5 protein-coding genes are annotated in these 3,408 nt (G+C 66.9%); 4 read left to right on the top strand and 1 reads right to left on the bottom strand.

Features of this window, described 5'->3' with window-relative positions:
• From G3N97_RS37465 to G3N97_RS39855, 3 genes are all read left to right on the top strand, one after another.
• On the top strand, positions 1–463 hold a 463-nt coding region (locus G3N97_RS37465; protein ID WP_277397880.1), incomplete at its 5' end, for a helix-turn-helix domain-containing protein.
• Between the two features lie 74 nt (positions 464–537).
• On the top strand, positions 538–1,677 hold the full coding sequence (locus G3N97_RS37470) for a VIT1/CCC1 transporter family protein (RefSeq protein ID WP_205997792.1): 1,140 nt from the start codon (positions 538–540) through the stop codon (positions 1,675–1,677).
• Between the two features lie 86 nt (positions 1,678–1,763).
• Complete coding sequence (locus G3N97_RS39855; RefSeq protein ID WP_346778179.1) at positions 1,764–2,063, top strand: 2Fe-2S iron-sulfur cluster-binding protein; 300 nt, start codon at positions 1,764–1,766, stop codon at positions 2,061–2,063.
• A 137-nt stretch (positions 2,064–2,200) separates the two neighbouring features.
• Here the strand turns inward: G3N97_RS39855 and G3N97_RS37480 are convergent, their stop codons facing one another.
• Positions 2,201–2,488 (bottom strand): DUF4148 domain-containing protein, encoded by a 288-nt coding sequence (locus tag G3N97_RS37480; protein WP_205997794.1) that lies wholly within the window; start codon positions 2,486–2,488, stop codon positions 2,201–2,203.
• Positions 2,489–2,840: 352 nt separating this feature from the next.
• Here G3N97_RS37480 and G3N97_RS37485 point away from each other — a divergent pair, with 352 nt between their 5' ends.
• Entirely contained in the window at positions 2,841–3,098 is a 258-nt protein-coding gene (locus G3N97_RS37485; protein ID WP_205997795.1) for a DUF4148 domain-containing protein, read from the top strand.
• The last annotated feature ends 310 nt before the right edge of the window (positions 3,099–3,408 follow it).

Genomic DNA, 3,408 nt, shown 5'->3' on the forward strand with positions numbered 1-3,408 from the left:
CGCCCGCGTGCTCGCGCGCGTGCATGCCGAGGCGCCCGACGCCCCCACGTGCCTGACGGCCGCCGTGCGCGCGTGTTTCGCGCGCTGCCGCTGGCCGGGCAATCTGCGCCAGCTCGCCAACGTGCTGCGTACGGCCGCGATTCTCGCCGAGGGCGAAGACGCTATCGACATCGTGCATCTGCCCGAGGATCTGCTTGCCGATTGCGAATCCGAGTCTGCGTCCGTATCGGCGCCGGAGTCGGCACAAACATCCGTCCACGCCGATGAATCCGCGCATCGCCGCAACGCGCACGCACAAGACGCTCGCGACGAAAACGGCGACGCACGGCCCGAACGTCTGGCCGACTGGCAAGCGCATCTGATCGACGACGCCCTCTCGCGCCACAGCGGCAACGTGTCCGCCGCGGCGCGCGAACTCGGACTCGCGCGCAACACGGTGTACCGGCACCTGCGGCGGCGCTAGCCGCGCGCGCGGCGATGCCGGCAATCGCGCGCCGCCAGGGTAAGCTTCGCGACAACGCTTTTCCCCCGCGCGACATGGCCTCCGCCCAGGAACTCAAACGCTACCGGCGCAATCTCGCCGACGAACTCGACAGCGCCGCCGTCTACGACACGCTCAGCGCCTGCGAACCGGACACGCAGCGCCGCGCGATCTACGCCGAACTCGCCGCCTCCGAACGCGAACACGCCGATATCTGGCGCAGCAAGCTCACGTCCAACGGCGTGCGGGTGCGCACGCATCGGCGCAGCGCGAAGACGCGGCTGTTGCAGACGCTCACGCGCGCGTTCGGACCGTCGCTCGTGCTGCCGACGGTGGCCGCCGCCGAATACGCCGACCGCGACCGCTACGCACGCGAACCCGGCGCCGAGAAACTCTCCGCGCAGGAGCAGGAACACGCGGCCATCGTGCAGTCGATCGTCGCGAGCAAACGCGCGCGCGGCGCGCGCGGCCGCACGAAGGGCGAGCAGATCGCGGCCGCCGAGTCGTGGCACAAGGGCGCGACGCGCGGCAACGACCTGCGCGCGGCGGTGCTGGGCGCGAACGACGGACTCGTCTCGAACTTCTGCCTGATCATGGGCGTCGCGGGCGCGGGCAGCGCGAGCCGCACGATCCTGCTGACGGGACTCGCCGGCCTCGTGGCGGGCGCGTGCTCGATGGCGCTCGGCGAATGGCTCTCGGTGACGAACGCGCGCGAGCTGGCGCGCACGCAGCTCGCCAGGGAAGCCGACGAACTCGAACACACGCCCGACGCCGAGCGTCACGAACTCGCGCTGATCTACCAGGCCAAGGGCGTGGACGCCGACGAAGCGCGCCGCGTCGCCGCCCAGATCATGCGCGACAAGGACGAAGCGCTCGACACGCTCGCGCGCGAGGAACTCGGCATCGATCCGCAGGAACTGGGCGGCAATCCGTGGTCGGCGGCAGCGGTGTCGTTCTGCCTGTTTTCGCTCGGCGCGGCATTTCCCACGGCGGCGTTTCTGTGGGCGCACGGCACGGCGGCCATCGTGCAGAGCATCGCGCTGAGCGCGCTCGGGCTGGCTGCCGTCGGCGTGTTCACGTCGCTGTTCAATGGGCGCAGCGCGGCGTTTTCCGCGTCGCGGCAAATCGCGATCGGTCTTGCCGCCGCCGCGTTCACGGCGGGCGCGGGGCGTCTGCTCGGAGTATCGATATCATGAGCGCCGATAAAACCAATCGCGGCTTCGCGCAGGAGACCGAAGCATCGACGCCATCGGCACGCGAACCCGAACACGAAGTCACGTCCGTGCCGGCGGTATCGGCCATACCGGTCGTGCGCGTGGAGCCGCTCGGCGCGAGCTTCGAAGCACCGCCCGAACTGACGCTGCTCGAAGCCGCGTCGTTCGCGGGCGTTCGCCTGCCGCGTCTGTGCCGCAACGGCACGTGCCGCACGTGTCTGTGCCGCATCGTCAGCGGCGAGATCCGCTACACGATCGAATGGCCGGGATTGTCGCGCGAAGAGAAGGCGCAGGGCGACGTGCTGACCTGCGTGGCCGTCGCGCTCACCGATCTCGTGCTCAATGTGCCCGACGCCGAAATGGCTTGAATCCGCGCGCTTCGCGGCTTTTGTCAGCCGCGCTGCCATCTTTTAGCCGATTATTCCGATTCATGAAAAAAACCGGCCCGCGATACGAGATCGCGGGCCGGTTTTTTTTACGGGGCGAAAGCGCTTCGCCTGGCGACTTATTGACCGCCGAAGTACACCGATTGCGGACCTTTGCGTGCGGCTTCGGAGATGTAGCCCGCACCGGCCATCGACGTGCTGCTCACGCCGCCGTACGCGCTGTTGCCTTGCGTGACGGGCGCGGCGACCGTGGCGGCGCCAGCGTTCTGGTTACGGCTGGTCTGCTGGAATTCGACGAGCTGCGCGCGCACCTGATCGCGCGTGAGACCCTGCTCCGACTGCGCGAACGCGGCCAGCGGCGCGGCGCAGGCAGTGGCGATGACAACGGCTTGAATGAGCGACTTCATGATGACCTCCGGATTGTTGGAATCGCCCGGCATGTCGCGGCACCAGGGCCGGCATCGAGCGTTGAGTGGATTCTAGGCAAGCGCCAGTTCCGGATATATGGCGAATCAGGCGATTTCCAGTTGCGGATTTCGCAATAATCCTCCGCGCGATGCGAAATGATCTGACACCTAAACAATTCGCGGTATTAAGCAATCGCCGAAATAATCAGACAAATGCGGGGCCGATTGTTGTCGCCAGGAGAACACTGAATTCGTTTGGTAGGTATTTACCCTAGGCTTCCGGTCGCCTACATTGTCGCCATGGGTCAAGGCGTCGCGCCGGCCCGCTAAAAAAGAACCGGAGGTCATCGTTATGAAGTCGCTTCTCAAGGCCGCAGTCATCGCCGCCATCGTCGCCGCCCCGGCGGTTTCGTTCGCCCAGTCGCAACAACCCGTCACGCGCGCTCAAGTCCGCGCCGAACTCGCGCAACTGCGCGCAGCGGGCTACGATCCGAGCGACTGGATGCACTACCCCGAAAACATTCAGGCTGCCGAAGCCAAGATTGCTGCCGAAAAGGCCAACACGGCTTATGGCCCGTCGACCACCGGCACGTCGCAGTCGGGTCAGTAAGTTTTGACGCGCGGTCGCTGACAGGTCAGGCAGCGCACCGCGTCCAGATGTGAATCAGGCCCGCCGCTCAAAAGAGCGGCGGGCCTGATTGTTTTTCGGACGACGTTTCGTAACGGCGGATTGAACGCCGTCACGATCTGGCGAGGCTTCACGAAATTCCCGAGGTCGGCCTCTACATTCACATCGGCTTAACGATGGCCACCGCCTCCGCCGCCATGACCGCCGCCGCCACCGTGGCCGCCTCCGCCCCCGCCGTGACCTCCGCCACCGCCGCCGGGCGGGCCCCATTGACCGCCGTGTCCTCCGGGAC

The sequence above is a fragment of the Paraburkholderia sp. Ac-20347 genome (genome assembly GCF_017104805.1).
Classification (GTDB): domain Bacteria; phylum Pseudomonadota; class Gammaproteobacteria; order Burkholderiales; family Burkholderiaceae; genus Paraburkholderia; species Paraburkholderia tropica.